Origin of the sequence: Sphingomonas sp. CFBP 8760, from assembly GCF_014841615.1 — a bacterium.
In the GTDB taxonomy this organism is placed as follows: Bacteria; Pseudomonadota; Alphaproteobacteria; order Sphingomonadales; family Sphingomonadaceae; genus Sphingomonas.
This window is the reverse complement of sequence record NZ_JACYUG010000024.1, coordinates 26134-45686: the sequence shown is the minus strand read 5'-3', so window position 1 is coordinate 45686 and position 19553 is coordinate 26134. Positions and strand designations below refer to the sequence as shown.

The window sequence follows — 19553 nt, the reverse complement described above, 5'->3', positions numbered from 1 at the left end:
GGGCGTTCCCGAGGCGGACTGACGACCAAGATCCACATGCTCGCCGATACGTTCGGCCGCCCCTTGAGGTTTCGCATCACGCCGGGGCAAGCCAGCGACATCGCCTCCGCGTCCGATCTGCTCGAAGGTCAGCGAGCCGGGGCAGTGCTCGCCGACAAAGCCTATGACGGCAACGACTTACGCGACAGGATCGCCGCCATGAAGGCCAAGGCTGTCATCCCGTCAAAACGCAACCGCAAGGTCGTCATCCCGCACGACGCCGGCATTTACAGACATCGCAACCAGATCGAGCGATGCTTCGGCCGCCTCAAGCATTTCCGCCGCTTCGCCACTCGCTATGATCGTCGAACGGCACACTTCACCGGCTTCGTCCATCTCGCCGCCGCCATGATCTGGCTCCGCTGAATGTCGATCTGCTCTAAGTCCGCCAGCATACACCGACAAATGGGAATCAACGACAATTCAAGCTGGTTCCTTCAACTTGCCAAAGTAGTGCTAGTCACGATGACATTAGGCTGAACCCGATGTCCGTCATTGCGACCCCAGCGAAGCAATCCAGGGCCGGATCAGGACGCCCTGGATTGCTTCGCTGGGGTCGCAAGGGCGGATTGGGTCAGGCCCATGTCATCTCGCTATACCCCGCCATCCCCCATGGCGGGGTATAGCGATACCGGGGTGTGCAGATATTTCCGCCCCTTACGCGGCGAGGAACATCTCCGGTGGCAACGCCATCACCGCATCCGCGCCGCCCTCGATCTTGCGCCGCAACGCGCCCGCCTCGGGCAGGATGCGCTCCGCGAAGAAGCGCGCGGTCACCAGCTTGGCGTCGAGGAACGCGGCATCGCCCTCGCCGGCCGCTTTCAGCCGGGTCGCGGCCACCGCCATGCGCAGCCACATCAGCCCGGTCGCCACCAGTCCGGTCAGGTGCATATAGCTGACCGCACCCGCCCCGACATGGTCCGGGTTCTTCATGCCGTTGGCCATGAACCACATCGTCGCGGCCTGCTGCTCGCCCAGCGCCCTTTCCAGCCGCGCGGCCAGATCGGCGGTCGTGGCATCGGCCTTGGCCGCAGCGACCTCGGTCGCGACCAGCTTGAAGAACGCCTGGATCGCGCGGCCGCCGTTCTGGGCCAGCTTGCGTCCGACCAGGTCCATCGCCTGCACGCCGTTGGTGCCTTCATAGATCTGCGCGATCCGGGCATCGCGGACATATTGCTCCATCCCCCATTCGCGGATGTAGCCATGGCCGCCATAGACCTGCTGCGCGTTGGTCGCGATCTCATAGCCCTTGTCGGTGCCCACCCCCTTGATGACCGGGGTCAGCAGGCCGATCAGGTCGGCGGCCATCTGCCGATCCGCCTCGTCGACCGCACGGTGTTCCAGATCAACCTGCAACGCCCCCCACAGGCACAGCGCGCGCAGACCCTCGGTCCATGCCTTGCCTTCCATCAGCATCCGGCGGACATCGGGATGGACGAACAGCGTATCCGCCTTCTCGTCCGGTTCCGCCGGTCCGGCCAGCGCCCGGCCCTGCCGCCGGTCGCGGGCATAGTGGACCGCGTTTTGATACGCCGTCTCCGCGATACCCAGCCCCTGCAGGCCGACGCCGAGGCGTGCCGCGTTCATCATGATGAACATCGCGGCGAGGCCCTTCATCTCCTCGCCGACCAGCCAGCCGGTCGCCCCGTCATAGTTCATCACGCAGGTCGAATTGCCGTGGATGCCCATCTTGTGCTCGATCGACCCGCACGACACCGCGTTGCGGGCGCCCAGCGTGCCGTCGTCGTTCACCATCACCTTGGGCACCACGAACAGCGAGATGCCCTTCGAACTGTCCGGCGCCCCCGGCGTCTTGGCGAGGACCAGATGGATGATGTTGTCGGTCAGGTCATGCTCGCCCGCCGAGATGAATATCTTGGTGCCGGTGATCGCGTAGCTGCCGTCGTCGTTCGGTACCGCCCGGGTGCGGATCAGGCCCAGATCGGTGCCGCATTGCGGCTCCGTCAGGTTCATCGTGCCGCCCCATTCGCCCGACACCATCCGCGGCAGGTATTTCTCCTGCTGCTCGGGCGATCCCTTCACCACCAGCGCGGCGATCGCGCCATGCGCCAGGCCGGGATACATCGCGAACGCCATGTTGGCGGAGATCATATATTCCTGGAACGCGGTCGACACGACGTGCGGCATGGCCTGCCCGCCGAACGCCTCGGGCGCGGACAGCGTGCCCCAGCCCGATTCGACGAACCGGCGATAGGCATCCTTGAAGCCGTCGGGCGTCGTCACCGATCCGTCGGCATGGCGGGTGCAGCCCTGCTCGTCACCGATCTGGTTGAGCGGGAACAGCACCTCCGCGACGAAACGGCCGCCCTCCTCCAGCACCGCCTCGACCGTGTCGGGGGTGGCGGCGCCGAAACCGGGGACGTTCGAATAGGCGGGCAGGCCCACGACATGCTCCAGCACGAAGCGGGTATCGCGGACGGGGGGCGTGTATTGCGGCATTACCGGGACATCCTCTGTTTTATCGTCGGTCGTTTTTATCGTTGGTCGTTTTATCGTTGGTCTGGGGCACCGACGGGTTCAACCAGCGCGACGAAGTCGGCGAGTTCGGCGATCGCGGCATCGATGTCGCGTCGTTGCGCCTCCAGCGCCGCGATCCGCGCACGGCAGCGCTCGATCGTCACCTGCCGCTGCACCCGCCGGCCGTCGTCCAGATCGTACAGGTCGATCATCTCGCGGATCTCGCCGAGCGAAAAGCCGACCCGCTTGCCGCGCAATATCCACGCCAGCCGGGCGCGATCGCGGTGCGAATAGACGCGGACGGTGCCGCGCCGGTCGGGGGCGATCAGCCCTTCGTCCTCGTAGAAACGCAGCGCCCGCGCGGTGACCGCGAACTCCTCGCACAGGTCGGAGATCGAATAATCGTCGCGGTCGTGACGCGGGGTGATCGCCGCATAGGAAGCTGCATCGGCCATGCCCCCCTATCGCATGACGTTTACGTCAACGTCAAGTCAACGGGATCAACCGATCGCCGTCGATCCGGCGATAGAAGCAGCTCCCGGCACCGGTGTGACAGGCCGGCCCCGCCGGATCGGCGATCACCCACAGCGCATCCTGATCGCAGTCGATCCGCATCTCCACCACGCGCAGGACGTTGCCGGACGTCTCGCCCTTCTTCCACAGGCGCTGCCGGCTGCGCGACCAGAAGGTCGCTTCCCCGGTGGCCTGCGTCGCCGCCAGCGCCTCGGCATTCATGTGCGCCACCATCAGCAGCGCGCCCGCCCGGTCGGTGACGACCGCGGTGACGAGGCCGGCGGCATCATAGGCGGGGTCGAGAGTCAGGCTGCGGTCGCGGGGTTCGGTCATGCCCCCTGCCTAGCGCGCCGCCACGGCCCCGTCACCGCCATGTCAGCCGCCATGTCAGCCGTGATCGCGGATCGCCTTGATTAGCGCGGCCTTGTCCATCTTCGACCGGCCGGCGATCCCCACCTTGCGCGCCTGTGCCAGCAGGTCGGTCTTGGTCCGGTCCTCCAGGTGGACGCTGTTGTGCGACAGCGTGCCGGCCGCCTTCGCATTGGCGATCCGCGCCGCCTTGCCGGGCGAATTGCCGTCCTCGACCAGCTTCTCGAACAGCGCGTCATCCTTGATCTGCGGGCCGTGGTCGCGTGCCATGATCTCGTCTCCTTGCCGCCGCCAAAACCATCGATGCGACGATCGGCTCCCGATTTTCGTGACAAACAGGCGACAAGCCGGACGACCCTATCTATAGGGCGCGCGACACCAAGAGAGCCCCGCTCCCATGCTGACCACCAATCCCTATGATGTTTCCTCCGACGACGGGGACACGCTGCGCGAAGAATGCGGCGTGTTCGGCGTCTCCGGCAGTTCCAGCGCCGCCGCGCTCGTGGCGCTCGGCCTCCACGCCCTCCAGCATCGCGGGCAGGAGGCGGCGGGCATCACCTCGTTCGACGGCACGCATTTCCACACCCATCGCGCGATGGGCCATGTCGCGGGCAATTTCGACCGCGACGACGTGATTCGCGCGCTGCCCGGCACCGTGGCGGCGGGGCATGTCCGCTATTCCACCTCGGGCGATACGGCGTTGCGCAACGTGCAGCCGCTCTATGCCGAACTGCAATCGGGCGGCTTCGCGGTCGCGCACAACGGCAACATCTCCAACGCGCTGAAACTGCGGCGCGAACTGGTGCGGCGCGGCTCGATCTTCCAGTCGACCAGCGATACCGAGACGATCATCCACCTCGTCGCCACGTCCAGCTACCGCACCCTGATCGACCGGTTCATCGATGCGCTGAAGCAGATCGAGGGCGCCTATTCGCTGGTGGTGATGACGCCGGAGGGGATGATCGCCTGCCGCGATCCGCTCGGCATCCGGCCGCTGGTGATGGGCCGGCTGGACGATGCGGTCATCTTCGCCTCCGAAACCGTCGCGCTCGACGTGTGCGGCGCGACGTTCGAACGGATCGTGGAGCCGGGCGAACTGGTGATCGTGCAGAATGGCGAGGTCCGCTCGGTCAAGCCGTTCGCCCCCGTCCCCGCGCGGCCCTGCATCTTCGAATGGGTGTATTTCTCGCGCCCCGATTCGATCGTCGACAGCCATTCGGTCTATTCGGTCCGCAAGGAGATCGGCGCGCAGCTGGCGGCCGAATCGCCGGTCGATGCCGATCTGGTCATCCCCGTCCCCGATTCGGGCGTGCCGGCCGCGATCGGCTATGCCCAGGCATCGGGCATCCCGTTCGAACTCGGCATCATCCGCTCGCACTATGTCGGGCGCACCTTCATCCAGCCGGGCGACAAGGTCCGCCATCTCGGCGTCAAGCTGAAGCACAACGCCAACCGCGCGCTGATTGAGGGCAAGCGGGTGATCCTGGTCGACGATTCGATCGTGCGTGGCACCACCAGCCTGAAGATCGTGCAGATGATGCGCGACGCGGGCGCGGCGGAGGTCCACCTGCGCATCGCCTCCCCGCCCACCCGGCACAGCTGCTTCTACGGCGTCGACACGCCGGAGCGGACCAAGCTGCTGGCGCACAAGCTGGATCTGGGCGGGATGACCGATTTCATCCATGCCGACACGCTCGCCTTCGTCTCGATCGACGGGCTGTACAAGGCACTGGGCGAGGCGAAGCGCGCCGATGTCCGCCCCAATTACTGCGACGCCTGCTTCACCGGCGATTATCCGACCACGCTGACCGATCATGACGACAGCGCACAGGTCGATCAGTTCGCGCTGCTCGCCGAACGCGTGATCTGACCATGGCTGATCTGCCACTCGAAGGCCGCCTCGCGCTCGTCACCGGCGCCAGCCGGGGGATCGGCGCCGCCACCGCGATCGCCCTGGCGGCGACGGGCGCGCACGTCGTCATCACCGCGCGCACCGCATCGGCGCTGGAGGAGGTGGAGGAGACGATCTTCGCCGCCGGCGGCTCTGCGACGATCGCGCCGCTCGACCTGACCGAAACCGATGCGATCGCCCGGCTGGCGGCGGCGGTCGGCGAACGCTGGCAGGCGCTCGACGTGATGGTGCTGAACGCCGGGATGCTCGGCAGCCTGTCGGCGGTACCCGCGATCGATCCCAAGGAATTCGCGCAGGTGCTGACGCTCAACGTCAGCGCGCAAGGGGCGATGATCGCCGCGTTCGATCCGCTGCTGCGTCGGGCCAAGGCGGGCAAGGTGATCGGCGTCACCAGCAGCGTCGGCCGCGATCCGCGCGCCTATTGGGGGGCCTATGGTGCGTCGAAGGCCGCGTTCGAAACGCTGCTGGGCGCCTATGGCGACGAGGTCGAACAGCTCGGTCGCACCCGCGTCGCGATCCTCGATCCCGGCGCCACCCGCACGAAGATGCGCGCCCGCGCCTATCCGGGTGAGGACCCGCAATCGGTGAAGGACCCCGCGATCGTGGCGGAATGCATCGTCAGGCTGGCGGTCGACGGCTTTCCGGCGGGGCATCGCGAACGGGTGGGATAGCGCAGGTCCCGTCATTGCTTCGCTATGCTCGCAATGACGGACTGCTCACCCCTTCACCAACGTCACCTGCGCCACGTCGATCCCGCCGCCGCGGAACCCGCCCTCGCAATACATCAGGTAATAGCGCCAGAGCCGCCGGAACCGCGTGTCCAGCCGTGCCGGCAGCCGCCCCTCGCGGTCGGCGGCGTCGAAACGCTGGCGCCATTGTCGCAGCGTCTCGGCATAATCCTGACCGAACCCCTGCCGGTCCTGCCAATCCAGCCCGCGCGCGGCCGCCAGCGCGCGAAACCGCGGTTCTGACAGCAGCATCCCGCCCGGAAACACGTGGCGCTGGATGAAATCGACGCTGGCGGCATAGGCGGGGAACACGTCGTCGGCGATCGCGATATACTGGATCGCGGCGCGCCCGCCCGGCTTCAGCGCGGCGGCGATCGCGTCGAGATAGGCGGGCCAGTATTCCTGCCCGACCGCTTCGACCATCTCGATGCTGGCGACCGCGTCGAACTGCCCGGCCACGTCGCGATAATCGGTCAGGGCCACGTCGACACCGGGCAGCGCCCGCGCATCCACCGCCGCCTTCTGTTCGGCGGACAGCGTCAGCGCATGGACGCGCCGGCCCTCGCCCGCCGCCAGCGCCGCGAACGATCCCCAGCCACACCCGATCTCCAGCACCGTGTCGCCGGGCTTGGTCGCGGTGCGGTCCAGTATGGCGTGCAGCTTGGCGGCCTGCGCCTCGGCCAGTGACTGGCCGAGGCGCTCGAAGATCGCGCTCGAATAGGTCAGGCTCTCGTCCAGCCATTCGCGGTAGAAATCATTGCCCAGATCGTAATGCGCGGCGATATTGCGCCGTGCACCGCCCCGGTCGTTGCGCCGCAACCGGTGCCATGCCCGCCCCGCCAGCCGCGCGACCGCCCCCGCGCGTGCCGCATCGCCCAGCGGCACGCGGTTGCGCATGAACAGGTCGAACAACGGCACCGCATCGGGGCTGGACCAGTCGCCCGCCTCCCATCCCTCGTACCAGCCGACCGAACCCGCGGTGGCCAGCCGCCACAGCGCGCGCCAGCGATGCACCGCGACGGTCGCGACCGGGCCGTCCGCCCGCCCGCCGATCAGCCGCGCGCTGCCGTCCGGCAGCGTCGCCTCGATCGCCCCGACCGCCAGTCCGCGATCGATCCGGTCGAGCAGCCGGTGGAACGGATGCGACAGCACCCGCACGGGCAACGACACGCGACGACGATGGATGGCCCCGGCTTTCATGCGCGGCCCCATGCACCCGCATCGTCGGCAGGGGAAGCCCGCTCGGTCGAGCGGCCTGGCTCGATGGATCGTCCGGGCGGGCGCGCGAAGAACGTCGGGAACGCCCCGTCAGATCGCCCGCGCCGCCGCCAGCGCCCGCTCGCGTGCCTCGCGGTGGCCGACGATCTTGGCGGGATAGTTCGCCGGTCGGCATCCCGCCGCGTCGGGATCGTGGATCGCCGCGTCGCCCACGTCCGCCAGTTCGGGCACCCAGCGGCGGATATAATCGCCCGCGTCGAATTTTTCCGACTGGCCGAGCGGCGCCATGATCCGCCCGAACATGTTGGCGTCGACCCCGGTGCCCGCGACCCATTGCCAGTTGACGGCATTGTTGCCGTAATCTGCATCGACCAAACAGTCCCAGAACCAGCGTTCGCCCTCGCGCCAGTCGATCAGCAGATGCTTCACCAGGAAGCTGGCGGTAATCATCCGCACCCGGTTGTGCATCCAGCCGGTGTTCCACAACTGGCGCATCCCGGCATCGACGATCGGATAGCCGGTATGCCCGGTCTGCCAGGCGCGCAGATCGGCCTTGGCCTCCGCGCCCTGCCGCCACTGCAACCGATCGTATTTCGCGCGGCCATTGGCATCGGCATAATCGGGCAGCGCCATCACGACGCCGCTGGTGAAATCCCGCCACGCCAGTTCCTTCAGGAAGGTGTGACCGGCATCGACGTCGGCCGCATGCCACACCGCCCGTGCCGAAATCTCGCCGAAATGGAGATGGGGCGACAATCGCGTCGTGCCCTCGGTCGCGGGCAGGTTGCGCGCCTCGTCATACTCGCCCAGCAGATCGGGGATGTCCGCCACCTTCGCCTGCGCGCACGCCTCGCCCGGCGTCCAGTCAGCATCGAACCCGCCCGACCAGTCGGGCGCGGTCGGCAGCAATTTCCAGTCGGCTGGATCGTCGCTCGCCGGCCATTGCTCTGGCGCGGTGATGCTGTCGGGGGCGGGATACGGTGCCTCGGGCGGCAGGAAGTTCTGCAACGCCTTCCAGAAAGACGAATACATCCGGAACGGCTGGCCACCGCCGGTGCGGACATCCTCGATCCGGGTCAGGTGGTTGCCGTCGTGCAGGTGCAGTCGGTCACCCAGTGCCGTCTCCGCCGCCCGCCACCACGGTTCGTAATGGCGCAAGGCGTGGACGCGCGCCGCCCCCGTCTCCTCGATCACCGCCGCCAGCACGGCCTCGGCCCGGCCGCGCCGCAGGATCAGGCGGCTGCCCTTCGCCTCCAGCGCCGTGGCGAGCGCCGCCAGGCTGTGGTGCAGCCACCAGCGCTGCGCACCGCCGATCCGCCAGTCGCCCGGTGTCTCGTCGTCGAGGATATAGAGCGGGATCACCGGCCCCTCGCCCGCCGCGGCGATCAGCGCGGGTTGATCGCAAAGGCGCAGGTCCTGACGGAACCAGAGGATGACGGGATCGGGCATGTCCCGCCTAACGGTCGCCCGCGCCAAACGCTCCCGCTTCCTGCCCGCCCAGCGCCTCGCCCAGCGTCAGGATCGCATCGACATGCCGCCGGGCGATCGCCATCACGTCGTCGCCATAGCCGCCGCCGACCGTGCAGGCGACCGGCACCCCCCGCTCCCGCGCCAGCCGCGCCACCAGCCGCTCACGCGCGACCAGCCCCGCCAGCGTCAGGTCCAGCCGCCCCAGCCGATCGCCGCCGAACGGATCGACCCCCGCCTGATACAGGATCAGTTGCGGCCTCATGTCGTCCAGTAGCGGCACCAATGTACGCTCCAGCGTGGCCAGATAATCGGCATCGCCGACCCTGTCGGGCAGCGGCACGTCGAGCGTCGATCGGGCCTTGCGGGCGGGAAAGTTCTTTTCGGCATGGATCGAATAGGTGGCGATCTCCGGCCGCCCCGCGGTCAGCACCGCGGTGCCGTCGCCCTGATGCACGTCGACATCGACGATCAGCACCCGATTGACCCGACCTTCCTCCACCAGCCTGATCGCTGCGACCGCCAGGTCGTTGAAAACGCAGTATCCGGCCCCGGTGTCGGGCAGGGCGTGGTGGCTGCCGCCGGCGGTGTTGGCGGCAAAGCCATGCGCCATCGCCAGCAGCGCGGCCAGATAGGTGCCGCCCGGCACCGCCGCCGCGCGGGTCGCGACGACCGGCTTCACCGGAAAGCCGATCCGGCGCTCCTTGGCAGGGGGCACCTGCGCGGTCAGCACCTCGGCGACATAATCGGGGTCGTGCGTCGCCTCCAGCCATGCGGGCGGCATCGGTTCGGGCAGGTGCCAGGCGATCCGTTCCCCTTCGGCGAGCAGCAGGTCGCGGATCGCCCCGTTCTTGCCCCAGCGATAGGTGGACCGGGCCGGCGCCTCGGTGACATAGGCCGGATGGTGGACGACATGGATCACGCCGATTAGGTAGGGTGCCGACCCCGACCCCGCCATCCCGACTTCAGCCCGGAGCCCGCATGACCGACCATTATGTCCGCCCCGATGTCCGCCAGTTCCTCGATTATCTCAATGCCCTGCCGGGGCCGCGCACCCACGAACTCGATCCCGTCGCCGCGCGGCAGATGTTCACCGCGACGAAGGACCTGACCGACCTGCCCGTGGGCGATCTGGCGACGATCCGGGATATCGTCATTCCCGGCCCCGACGGCCCGATCCCCGCCCGCCTGTTCGATGCGGCGGAAACGCGGGTGCCGGGGCCGGTGATGGTCTTCTATCACGGCGGCGGTTTCGTGTTCGGCGAGATCGAGACGCATGCCTCGCTGTGCGCGGAGATGGCGCGGGTGCTGGGGATGCCGGTGCTGTCGGTCGAATACCGGCTGGCGCCCGAACATCGCTGGCCCGCCGCGCCCGACGATGCGGAGGCGGCGGCGCGCTGGGTCGCGTCGAATCCGGCGGCGCTTGGCCGTACCGCGACCGGCCTCGTCCTGTCCGGCGACAGCGCCGGGGGGATGCTGGCGATCGTGACCGCGATGGCGCTGCGCGACCGGCCGGCGGCGGTGCCCGTCATCGCGCAGGCGCCGCTCTATCCCGTCACCGATCCCGCCGGCCGTTACCCGTCGTTCGAGGAGTTCGCCGAGGGGTATCTGCTGACCAAGGCGGCGATGCTGTGGTTCGGCGATGCCTATCAGGCGGATATCGCGCATATGCGCGGCTCGCCGATGCTGGCGCCGCTGGCCGGGATGCCCCCGGCGGTGATCGTCGCCGCCAGCCTTGATCCCCTGCGCGATCAGGGCCGCGCCTATGCCGCCCGCCTGATCGAGGCGGGGGTGCCGACCGTCTACCGCGAGGCGGTGGGGACGGTCCACGGCTTCGCGACGCTGCGCAAGGCGATCCCCTCCGCGGTCGGCGACATCGCCGGCTTCCTCGTCGCGCTGAAGGCCGTGGTGGCGGAGTCCGAGGCGGCCCGCGTGATGGCGCAGGCGGCCCGATGACCGACCTGCCCTATCGCCCGTGTGCGGGGATCATGCTGGTCGATCGCACCGGCCGCGTCTTCGTCGGCCAGCGCATGGATTCGACGCTGGAGGCATGGCAGATGCCGCAGGGAGGGATCGATCCCGGCGAGGAGCCGCTGAGCGCCGCTATGCGTGAGCTTGGTGAAGAAACCGGGATCGCGCCCGACAAGGTGGAACTGATCGAGGCGGCCGATGGCGACTTCGTCTACGATCTGCCCCCCGAACTGGTCGGCAAGGTGTGGAAGGGGCGCTGGCGCGGGCAGAGCCAGCGCTGGTTCCTGTTCCGTTTCCTGGGCGAGGATACCGATATCGACATCGCCACCGCGCATCAGGAGTTCCGGGCGTGGCGCTGGATCGAGCCGGACGATCTCCCCCGGCTGATCGTGCCGTTCAAGCGCGCGCTGTACGAGGCGGTACTCGCGGCATTCCGGCCCCGGCTCGACGCGGAGCGCGCGCGCTGACCGGTTGCAGCGCGGCATCGGTCGGGTAAGGAAGGTCGCGTGCCGTTCCCGATCCTCCTGCTGGCTGCCACCGCCCCCGCCGCCGTCACCCCGGTCGCGATCACGCCCGCCACCGATCCGCAGACCGCCGCCGGCGCGATGATCCCCGAATCGATTCGCGCGATGCTCGACGCCGCGATCCAGTCCGGGAACGACGGCGACGTATCGACCATCGTCAAATATGCCCGTTCCGCCGATCCGTTGAGCGGCGATGCGGTGCTGGCGATCGCGCAGAAATGGCGGAACGACCGGGCCGCCGCGCGCGAACAGGTGATCCGGCAGGCCAGTTTCCTGAACCTGTGGAAGGGGCGCGCCGAGGTCGGCGGATTCCTCACCACCGGCAATTCCGATACCGCCGGCGGCAGCGCGGTGCTCGCGGCGGAGCGTGAGGGGCTGCAATGGCGGCACAAGTTCCAGGTGCAGGCGGACTATCAGGAAAGCCTGAACGTCACGACGCGCGAGCATTACCTCGTCGCCTACGAACCCAACTACAAGATCGACGACCGCGCCTATATCTATGGCGCGGTGCAGTATGAAAGCGACCGGTTCCTCGGCTATACCGATCGTCTGTCGGCATCGAGCGGCGCCGGCTACAGCTTGCTGAAAAGGCCGCGGATGCAACTCGACCTCGAACTCGGGCCGGGTTTCCGTCATACCGAATTCACCGATGCGACCGTCCAGTCGAGCATCGCCGGGCGTGGATCGATGGATTTCCGGTGGCAGATACTGGGTGGCCTGACACTGCGCCACGTCGCCTCTGCGTATATCCAGCGGTTCAATTCGACGGTGAGCACGACGACGTCGGTCAACGCCAAGCTGCTGGGGCCGCTGTCCGCCCAGCTGTCGTACAACGTCCAGTACGAAAGCATGCCGCCGGAAGGGCGGGAAACGACCGACACGATCAGTCGCGCATCACTGGTCTATACTTTTTGACGGCGATCGATCCGATCGGGCGCGATGCGATCGCGGGGATCGACGCCGCCGCGATGCTGGCGCAGGTCGAACGCTGGGCCGCGATCAACAGCGGCACGCGCAACCTGCCCGGTCTGGCGACGATGGCGGGATTGCTGGCGGATGCCTGCGCCACCCTGCCCGGGGCGGTGCGGCTGGTCGATCCCGCCCCCGTCGACAGCGTCGGCGTGGACGGCCGGATCGAACCGATCGACCATGGCCGCCACCTCGTCGTGTCCGTGCGACCGGAGGCCGCACGACGGCTGTTGTTCGTAGGCCATATGGATACGGTGTACGGCGTCGATCACCCATTCCAGACGCTGGCCTGGCGCGACGACGGGGCGTTGGTCGGGCCGGGGGTAACGGACATGAAGGGCGGGCTAGCGGTGATGCTGGCCGCGCTCCACGCGGTGGAGGCGAGCGGCGCCGCCGCCGGGATCGGGTACGACGTGCTCATCAATTCCGACGAGGAAACCGGATCGCTGTCATCGGCCGCGCTGATCGCCGATCTCGCCCGCGGCAAGACGGCGGCGTTCGGCTACGAGCCTGCGCTGGCGGACGGGACGCTGGCGGGGGCGCGAGGTGGCACCGGCAATTTCTCGGTCGTGGTGCGGGGTCGCAGCGCCCATGCCGGCCGCAATCCGCGCGATGGCCGCAATGCCGTGGTCGCGGCGGGCGATCTGGCGCTGCGGCTCGCCCGGTCGGATCGGCCGGGCTTCGCGGTCAACCCCGCCCGGATCGACGGTGGCGGCCCGAACAACATGGTGCCCGATCTGGCGGTGCTACGCGTCAACTTCCGCCCGCGCGATCGCGACGCCATCGCGGCGGCCGATCAGGTATTGCGTGCCACCGCCGCCGCCATCGCCACCGATCATGAGGTGACCACGACGGTACATGGCGGCTTCACCCGCCCGCCCAAGCCGGTCGATCCGGCGGCGGCGCGGCTGTTCGGGCTGGTCGGACGGGCGGGCGCGACGCTTGGCCTTGCCATCGCGCGGTGCGATACCGGCGGGGTATGCGACGGCAACAACATCGCCGCGGCCGGTGTGCCGGTGGTCGATACGATGGGGGTGCGCGGCGGCGCGATCCATTCGGCGGACGAATATCTGCTGGTCGATAGCCTGGCGGAGCGGGCCGCCCTGTCGACGCTGGCGATCCTGCGGCTGGCCAAGGGTGACCTGACATGAGCTTCCGCATCCGTGCCGCGACCGATGGCGATCTGCAGCCTCTCTACGAGATGGCGAAGCTGACCGGCGGCGGCTTCACCAACCTGCCGCCCGATCGCCACGCCCTGAGGGCAAAGCTCGATCGCAGCCACGCCGCCTTCGCGCGGGCGGACGGCCCGGTCGAGGACGAGCTGTTCGTGCTGGTGCTGGAGAATGTCGCGACCGGCGAGGTGCGCGGCACCTGTCAGATCTTCACGCGGGTGGGCGATCGCCACCCCTTCTACAGCTATCGCATCGGCACGCTGACCCAGCACAGCCGCGAACTGGCGCGCACCTTCCGCGCCGAAATGCTGACGCTGACCACCGATCTGGAAGGATCGAGCGAGGTCGGCGGCCTGTTTCTCCATCCCGGCGAGCGGGCGGGCGGGCTGGGCCTGCTCCTCGCCCGGTCGCGCTATCTGTTCATTGCCGCCCACCGCGCCCGCTTCGCCGACCGCATCCTGGCGGAATTGCGCGGCGTGATCGACGAGGCGGGCGGATCGCCGTTCTGGGACGGCCTTGCCGGGCGGTTCTTCGGGATGAATTTTCAGGACGCCGACCAGTTCAATGCGATCAACGGCCACCAGTTCATCGCCGACCTGATGCCCAAGCATCCGGTCTACACCGCGATGCTGACCGACACCGCGCGCGCCGCGATCGGCCTGCCCCACCCGTCCGGCCGCGCCGCGATGCGGATGCTGGAGCATGAGGGGTTCCGGTACGAAGGCTATCTCGACATCTTCGACGGTGGCCCGACGATGACCGCACGAACCGATCACGTCCGCTCGATCGCCGAGGCGCGAAGCGATCCGATCGTGGCGGTGGCGGCGGGTGGCACGGAGGCGCTGGTGGCCACCGGCACGCTGGCCGGGTTCCGCTGCACCTTCGGCACGGTCGCGGCGGCGGATGGCGGCATCGCCCTGTCGCCGGCTGCCGCCGCGTCGCTGGGCGTCGCTGCCGGCGACCGCGTACGCCATGTGGGGCGCTGGTGATGACGGGCGTGGTGGAGATCAATTTCGACGGCATCGTCGGGCCGAGCCACAATTATGCCGGTCTCAGCCCCGGCAACCTTGCCGCCACCCGTAACGCCGGCGCGACCGCGCATCCGCGCGCGGCGGCGTTGCAGGGTATCGCAAAGATGCGCGCCAATCTGGCACTGGGACTGACGCAGGGCATCCTGCTGCCCCATCCGCGCCCCGATCGCGTCTGGCTGACCGACCTTGCCACCGACCCCCTTGCCGCCCCGCCGCATCTGCTGGCGCAGGCGATGTCCGCCTCCGCCATGTGGGCGGCCAACGCGGCGACGGTATCGCCCGCCATCGATACGGCCGATGGCCGTTGCCACCTGACGGTCGCCAATCTCGTCACCATGCCGCACCGCAGCCATGAATGGCAGGCGACGCTGGCGCAGTTACGGATCGCCTTCGCGCACCCCCACTTCACGGTCCACGGTCCAATCCCCGCCCCGTTCGGTGACGAGGGCGCGGCCAATCATATGCGGCTGTGCGACGGGCACGGTGCGGCGGGTGTTGAGGTCTTCGTCTACGGCCGCAGCGGCGGTGCCTTTCCCGCGCGCCAGTCCGAAGAGGCGAGCCGGGCGGTCGCGCGACGCCACCGGCTCGATCCCGTCCGCACGCTGTTCGTCGAACAATCCCCCGCCGCGATCGCGGCGGGCGCGTTCCACAACGATGTCGTCGCGGTGGCCAACGAACGCGTGCTGTTCGCGCACGAACACGCCTTTGCCGATCCGGTTGGTTTCCATGCCGAGCTGCGCGGGCGCTTTCCCGCAATCGAGATCGTCGAGGTGCCTGCGGCGGCGGTGCCGCTGGAGGAGGCGATCGCCGCCTATCTGTTCAACGCCCAACTGGTATCGACGCCGGCCGGCATGACGCTGGTGCTGCCCGGTGAGGCACGGGCGAGCGAACCCGTCTGGCGCTGGCTTCAGGCGCATGTCGCCGGGAACGGCCCGATTCGCCGGCTGGAGGTGGTCGACGTCCGCGAGTCGATGGCGAACGGCGGTGGCCCCGCCTGCCTGCGGCTGCGCGTGGTGGCCGATCCGGCGACGATCGACCCGCGCTTCCTGGTCGACGAGCACCGGCTTGCCCGGATCGCGGGGGTGATCGAGGCGAACTGGCCGGCGGAAATCGCCCCCACCGCGATCGGCGATCCGCAATTGATCGCCACGGTGGAGGCCGCCCGCCTCGCGCTGCTGGACGTGCTCGACCTGCGTGAACTGGCCTGACCTGTCGGGTTAATTGACGATCAACCATCTCCGTTAACCCAGAAACCGCGCTTTTCCGGCAATGGCCCGGTTCTTGCTGCATAATCGACATGCTCCACCGCTTTCTCCGCCTGTTCGTCATCAAAACCAAGTTCGAGGCGTTCCTGGTCATCTATGGACTGGCGCTCGGCGCGACGCAGCGCGGGGCCCAGTATCTCGATCAATATCCCGGCTATGCCGGCTGGCTGCTGTTCGCATGCTGCCCGGCGGCAGTGTTCATGGCGGGTGTTCGCATCCTCGATTCGCTGGAGCGCGAACAGGAGATGACGTGACCGGGCTTGGGGGCGTGACAGGATAAGTTGGTCGCACACCGCGGCGGCGTGACTATCTGCACCGTGACATGAGCACGCTCACCCATCTGCAACGCCTCGAAGCCGAGAGCATCCACATCATGCGCGACGTGGTCGCCGAAACCGAACGGCCGGTGATGCTGTATTCGGTCGGCAAGGACTCCGCCGTGATGCTGCATCTGGCCAAGAAGGCGTTCGCGCCGGGTCGCCCGCCCTTCCCGCTGCTGCACGTCGATACGACGTGGAAATTCCGCGCGATGTACGAATTGCGCGACCGTGCGGCGCAGGCGGCGGGCATGGACCTGATCGTTCATCGCAATCCCGATGCCGAGGCGGAAGGGATCAACCCGTTCGATCATGGCGGCCGCCATACCGATATGTGGAAGACCGAAGGGCTGAAGCAGGCGCTGACGCTCGGCGGTTTCGATGCCGCGTTCGGCGGCGCCCGCCGCGACGAGGAGAAGAGCCGCGCGAAGGAGCGCATCTTCTCGTTCCGCTCCGTCAGCCACGGCTGGGACCCCAAGGCGCAGCGCCCCGAACTCTGGCACCTGTACAATGCCCGTAAGAATCGGGGCGAGAGCATCCGGGTGTTTCCGCTGTCTAACTGGACCGAGCTCGACATCTGGCAATATATTTTGGCGGAGGGGATCGAGATCGTACCGCTGTATTTCGCCGCGCCGCGCCCCACCGTGGAGCGCGACGGGATGCTACTGATGGTCGATGACGACCGCTTCCGGTTTCTGCCGGGCGAAACGCCCGTCGAACGATCGATCCGTTTCCGCACGCTCGGCTGCTATCCGCTGACCGGCGCGGTCGAGAGCACGGCGGATACCCTGCCCGCGATCATCCAGGAAATGCTGTTGACCACCACCTCCGAACGGCAGGGGCGCGCGATCGACCACGATCAGTCGGGCAGCATGGAGAAGAAGAAACGCGAGGGGTATTTTTGATGACCGCCTATCGCCCCGATGCGCTCGTCGCCGAGGACATCGACGCCTATCTGGCGGGCCATGCCGCCAAGTCGATGCTGCGCTTCATCACCTGCGGGTCGGTGGACGACGGCAAGTCGACGCTGATCGGTCGCCTGCTGTACGACAGCCGCGCGGTGTTCGAGGACCAGCTCGCCGCGCTGGAGGCGGATTCGGCACGGGTCGGCACGCAAGGAGCCAATATCGATTTCGCGCTGCTGGTCGACGGGCTGTCCGCCGAGCGCGAACAGGGCATCACGATCGATGTCGCCTATCGGTTCTTCGCGACGGAAAAGCGCAAGTTCATCGTCGCCGATACGCCGGGGCACGAACAATATACCCGCAACATGGTGACCGGTGCATCGACCGCCGACTGCGCCGTGATCCTGATCGACGCGCGCAAGGGCGTGCTGACGCAGACGCGGCGGCACAGCTATCTGGCGCATCTGGTCGGCATCCGGCAGATCGTGCTGGCGGTGAACAAGATGGATCTGGTCGGGCACGACCGCGCGACCTTCCAGTCGATCGTCGCCGACTATACGGAATTCGCCGCCTCGATCGGGATCGGCGCCTTCACCGCGATCCCGCTGTCGGGGCTGACCGGTGCGAACGTGACCGAACCATCGGCCGACATGGGCTGGTATGACGGGCCGACCCTGCTCGCGCATCTGGAGGCGGTGCCCGTGGATGCGGATCGGGCCGGTCAGCGGCCGTTCCGCCTGCCGGTGCAATGGGTCAACCGTCCCGATCTCGACTTTCGCGGCTTTGCCGGCACCATCGCGGGCGGGCGGGTATCGGTCGGCGATCCGGTGCGGATCGTACCGTCCGGCCGCACCACCACGATCGCCCGCATCCTCGGCCCGGACGGTGAACGGACCCGCGCGATCGCGGGTGAGGCGGTGACCGTGACGCTGGCCGACGAAGTCGACTGTTCGCGCGGCGACGTGATCGCCGCATCGGATGATCCCCCCGCGATCGCCGACCAGTTCGCTGCGACTTTGGTCTGGCTGACGGACCAGCCGCTGACGCCGGGCCGCGGCTATTGGTTGAAACTGGGCACGCAGACGGTGAACGCCACCGTGCAGCCGCCCCGTCACGTGATCGACGTGAACACGCAGGCGCAACTGTCGGCCGCAACGCTGTCGCTCAACGATATCGGCGTGGCGGAGGTGTATTGCGACCGCCCGATCGTGTTCGAACCCTATACCGCCGGCGTCGAGCTGGGCGGATTCATCCTGATCGACCGGGCGACCAACGCCACCGTCGCCGCCGGCATGATCGACGGCGCGCTGCGCCGGGCGGAGAACGTCCATTGGCAGTCGATCCATGTCACGCGCGAGGCGCATGCCCTGCAAAAGGGCCAGACCCCGCGCGTGCTGTGGTTCACCGGCCTGTCGGGATCGGGCAAGTCGACCATCGCCAATCTGGTCGAGAAGAAGCTGCATGCGCTGGGCCGGCACAGCTTCATGCTCGACGGGGACAATATCCGCCACGGCCTCAACCGCGACCTCGACTTTTCCGAAAGCGGCCGGATCGAGAATATCCGCCGGGTCGGTGAGGTGGCGCGGCTGATGGCGGATGCCGGGCTGATCGTCCTCACCGCCTTCATCTCGCCGTTCCGGGCCGAGCGTGCGATGGTGCGCACCATGGTGCCGCCCGGGGAGTTCGTGGAAATCTTCATCGACACGCCACTGGCGACCGCGGAGGCGCGCGACGTGAAGGGGCTGTATGCCAAGGCGCGGGCCGGCGAGATCGCCGACTTCACCGGCATCTCCAGCCCGTATGAGGCACCCGAACGCCCCGAAATCCACATCGATACGCTGCGCGAGACGCCGGAAGCGGCGGCGGAGCGGATCGTCGAACATATCTTCGGCGTCTGGAGTCCCGACCTGTGACCGATCCCGTTCCGGACGATGATGCCGCACTCGCCGTGGTGATCGCGCAAGAGGCGGGGGCGCTGTTGCAGGCGATCCGTGCGGAGGGTCGGGAAACCGGCAAGGCGCTGGGCGACCGGGGCGACCGCGAGGCCAATATGCTGATCCTGGCACGGCTGGCGGCATCACGCCCCGACGACTTCATCCTGTCCGAGGAAAGCGTCGACGATCGCCGACGCTGTGCCGCGACGCGGGTATGGATCGTCGATCCGCTCGACGGCACCCGCGAATATGCGGATGGCCTGGACGACTGGGCGGTGCATATCGGCCTTGCCATCGCCGGCCGGCCTGCGGTGGGCGCGGTGGCGGTGCCGGGACTGTCGCGGACCTGGTCGACCGCCGACCTGCCGCCCGCCTTCCGCCCGCTGCCCGTCCGGCCCCGCGTGGTCGTCAGCCGTACCCGCTGCCCCGACATCGCCGTCCGGGTCGGGGAGGCACTGGGCGCCGATCTGATCGGCATGGGTTCGGCCGGCGCGAAGGCGATGGCGGTGATCGACGGGCGTGCCGATATCTACCTGCACGAAGGCGGCCAGTACGAATGGGACAATTGCGCCCCCGCCGCGGTCGCGCTGGCCGCCGGTCTCCACGCCTCGCGCATCGATGGCGCACCATTGGTCTACAACTGCCACGATCCGCTGCTGCCCGACCTCCTGATCTGTCGACCCGAACTGGCCGACCGGACCCTCGCCGCGATCGCCGCCACTCGCTGAAACCAATTATAGA

General features: G+C 68.1%; 20 protein-coding genes. 13 read left to right on the top strand and 7 right to left on the bottom strand.

Annotated elements, in window-relative coordinates; genetic code table 11:
* The coding region (locus IFT82_RS18545) for an IS5 family transposase (protein WP_192129615.1) at positions 1-405 on the top strand (405 nt) is incomplete at its 5' end.
* Between the two features lie 291 nt (positions 406-696).
* Here IFT82_RS18545 and IFT82_RS18540 read toward each other — a convergent pair.
* From IFT82_RS18540 to IFT82_RS18525, 4 genes are read right to left on the bottom strand one after another with little or no spacing between them, the layout of a single operon-like run.
* Entirely contained in the window at positions 697-2499 is a 1803-nt protein-coding gene (locus tag IFT82_RS18540) for an acyl-CoA dehydrogenase C-terminal domain-containing protein (protein ID WP_192129614.1), read from the bottom strand.
* A 50-nt stretch (positions 2500-2549) separates the two neighbouring features.
* Positions 2550-2972 (bottom strand): MerR family transcriptional regulator, encoded by a 423-nt coding sequence (locus tag IFT82_RS18535; protein ID WP_192129613.1) that lies wholly within the window; start codon positions 2970-2972, stop codon positions 2550-2552.
* A gap of 31 nt (positions 2973-3003) precedes the next feature.
* On the bottom strand, positions 3004-3363 hold the full coding sequence (gene hisI / locus IFT82_RS18530) for a phosphoribosyl-AMP cyclohydrolase (protein ID WP_192129612.1): 360 nt from the start codon (positions 3361-3363) through the stop codon (positions 3004-3006).
* Between the two features lie 54 nt (positions 3364-3417).
* Positions 3418-3669 carry a DUF7218 family protein gene (locus tag IFT82_RS18525; protein WP_192129611.1) on the bottom strand — a complete coding sequence of 84 codons (252 nt, stop codon included), beginning with the start codon at positions 3667-3669 and terminating at the stop codon, positions 3418-3420.
* A 127-nt stretch (positions 3670-3796) separates the two neighbouring features.
* On the opposite strand from IFT82_RS18525, the gene purF reads away from it, so the two are divergent.
* On the top strand, positions 3797-5269 hold the full coding sequence (purF, locus tag IFT82_RS18520) for an amidophosphoribosyltransferase (RefSeq protein ID WP_192129610.1): 1473 nt from the start codon (positions 3797-3799) through the stop codon (positions 5267-5269).
* A 2-nt stretch (positions 5270-5271) separates the two neighbouring features.
* Positions 5272-5982, top strand: coding sequence for an SDR family NAD(P)-dependent oxidoreductase (locus tag IFT82_RS18515; RefSeq protein ID WP_192129609.1), 711 nt, complete (start codon positions 5272-5274; stop codon positions 5980-5982).
* A 45-nt stretch (positions 5983-6027) separates the two neighbouring features.
* On the opposite strand, the gene IFT82_RS18510 is transcribed toward IFT82_RS18515, so the two are convergent.
* The 3 genes from IFT82_RS18510 to IFT82_RS18500 form a co-directional block, all read right to left on the bottom strand.
* The gene (locus tag IFT82_RS18510; RefSeq protein ID WP_192129608.1) at positions 6028-7239 is read right to left on the bottom strand and encodes an SAM-dependent methyltransferase; all 1212 of its coding nucleotides are present in this window, start codon (positions 7237-7239) and stop codon (positions 6028-6030) included.
* 108 nt (positions 7240-7347) lie between these two features.
* Positions 7348-8706 carry a cryptochrome/photolyase family protein gene (locus tag IFT82_RS18505; protein WP_192129607.1) on the bottom strand — a complete coding sequence of 453 codons (1359 nt, stop codon included), beginning with the start codon at positions 8704-8706 and terminating at the stop codon, positions 7348-7350.
* A gap of 7 nt (positions 8707-8713) precedes the next feature.
* Positions 8714-9646 carry a histone deacetylase gene (locus IFT82_RS18500; RefSeq protein ID WP_192129620.1) on the bottom strand — a complete coding sequence of 311 codons (933 nt, stop codon included), beginning with the start codon at positions 9644-9646 and terminating at the stop codon, positions 8714-8716.
* A gap of 59 nt (positions 9647-9705) precedes the next feature.
* On the opposite strand from IFT82_RS18500, the gene IFT82_RS18495 reads away from it, so the two are divergent.
* The 10 genes from IFT82_RS18495 (at position 9706) to IFT82_RS18450 (ending at position 19540) form a co-directional block, all read left to right on the top strand.
* Positions 9706-10680, top strand: coding sequence for an alpha/beta hydrolase (locus IFT82_RS18495; RefSeq protein ID WP_192129606.1), 975 nt, complete (start codon positions 9706-9708; stop codon positions 10678-10680).
* A complete protein-coding gene (locus tag IFT82_RS18490; protein ID WP_192129605.1) occupies positions 10677-11162 on the top strand; it encodes an RNA pyrophosphohydrolase in 486 nt (161 codons plus the stop codon). Before IFT82_RS18495 ends, IFT82_RS18490 begins: the two co-directional genes overlap by 4 nt.
* Positions 11163-11201: 39 nt before the next feature.
* Complete coding sequence (locus tag IFT82_RS18485; protein WP_342355160.1) at positions 11202-12134, top strand: DUF481 domain-containing protein; 933 nt, start codon at positions 11202-11204, stop codon at positions 12132-12134.
* A gap of 53 nt (positions 12135-12187) precedes the next feature.
* Entirely contained in the window at positions 12188-13339 is a 1152-nt protein-coding gene (locus tag IFT82_RS18480; RefSeq protein ID WP_192129618.1) for a hydrolase, read from the top strand.
* Positions 13336-14349 carry an arginine N-succinyltransferase gene (locus IFT82_RS18475; RefSeq protein ID WP_192129604.1) on the top strand — a complete coding sequence of 338 codons (1014 nt, stop codon included), beginning with the start codon at positions 13336-13338 and terminating at the stop codon, positions 14347-14349. The genes IFT82_RS18480 and IFT82_RS18475 overlap by 4 nt, the downstream gene beginning before the upstream one ends.
* Positions 14349-15599 (top strand): N-succinylarginine dihydrolase, encoded by a 1251-nt coding sequence (locus IFT82_RS18470; protein ID WP_192129617.1) that lies wholly within the window; start codon positions 14349-14351, stop codon positions 15597-15599. The genes IFT82_RS18475 and IFT82_RS18470 overlap by 1 nt, the downstream gene beginning before the upstream one ends.
* An 89-nt stretch (positions 15600-15688) precedes the next feature.
* Positions 15689-15910 (top strand): hypothetical protein, encoded by a 222-nt coding sequence (locus IFT82_RS18465; RefSeq protein WP_192129603.1) that lies wholly within the window; start codon positions 15689-15691, stop codon positions 15908-15910.
* A 68-nt stretch (positions 15911-15978) separates the two neighbouring features.
* Positions 15979-16878, top strand: coding sequence for a sulfate adenylyltransferase subunit CysD (gene cysD, locus IFT82_RS18460; protein WP_192129602.1), 900 nt, complete (start codon positions 15979-15981; stop codon positions 16876-16878).
* On the top strand, positions 16878-18791 hold the full coding sequence (gene cysN / locus IFT82_RS18455; protein WP_192129601.1) for a sulfate adenylyltransferase subunit CysN: 1914 nt from the start codon (positions 16878-16880) through the stop codon (positions 18789-18791). The genes cysD and cysN overlap by 1 nt, the downstream gene beginning before the upstream one ends.
* Positions 18788-19540 (top strand): 3'(2'),5'-bisphosphate nucleotidase CysQ, encoded by a 753-nt coding sequence (locus IFT82_RS18450; RefSeq protein ID WP_192129600.1) that lies wholly within the window; start codon positions 18788-18790, stop codon positions 19538-19540. The genes cysN and IFT82_RS18450 overlap by 4 nt, the downstream gene beginning before the upstream one ends.
* Positions 19541-19553: the final 13 nt, after the last annotated feature.